The sequence below is a fragment of the Streptomyces sp. WG7 genome (genome assembly GCF_049975785.1).
Taxonomy (GTDB): Bacteria; Actinomycetota; Actinomycetes; order Streptomycetales; family Streptomycetaceae; genus Streptomyces.
Window position 1 is genome coordinate 1 of the sequence record NZ_JBNGGE010000192.1, and the last position, 544, is coordinate 544.

General features: G+C 67.8%; 1 protein-coding gene. It reads right to left on the reverse strand.

Features of this window, described 5'->3' with window-relative positions; translation table 11 throughout:
- Positions 1–130 precede the first annotated feature (130 nt).
- Positions 131–544: DUF3459 domain-containing protein (locus tag ACP4J0_RS38705; RefSeq protein ID WP_426604163.1), on the reverse strand; the 414-nt coding region annotated here is incomplete at its 5' end.

Sequence of the window (544 nt, forward strand, 5' to 3'; positions counted from 1 at the left end):
ACGCCGTCGCCGTTGCTGTCCTGGAAGGAGCGGACGAGTACCTCGTAGAAGACGGCTCGTTTGAACCAGTCCGGGTCCCGGTCCTTGGCCGGTGTGTCCTCGAAGGTGTCCGGCACGGGCTCGTTGACGATCATGTGGTGGGTGACCCTCCGATCTGCGGGTTGGACGGTCGCAGAACCGTGCAGACGTGCGCGGGCGAACGGCCCGGCTCCAGGCGCACATAGTTGGCCCTGCCCCAGTGGTAGGTCTCGCCGGTGAGCTCGTCGCGCACCGGCACCGACTCGTGCCAGTCCAGGCCGAGTTGCGGCATGTCCAACGAGACCGTCGCCTCCTGGGTGTGGTGGGGGTCGAGGTTGGCGACCACCAGAACCGTGTTCGACCCCTGCCGCTTCGAGTAGGCGATCACCTCCTCCTTGTCCGTGGGATGGAAGTGCAGATCGCGCAGTTGGCGCAGGGCCGGGTTCTCCCGCCGGATGGTGTTGAGGCGGGTGATGAGGGGGGCGATGGTGCGGCCCTCGCGTGCGGCGGTGGTCCAGTCGCGGGG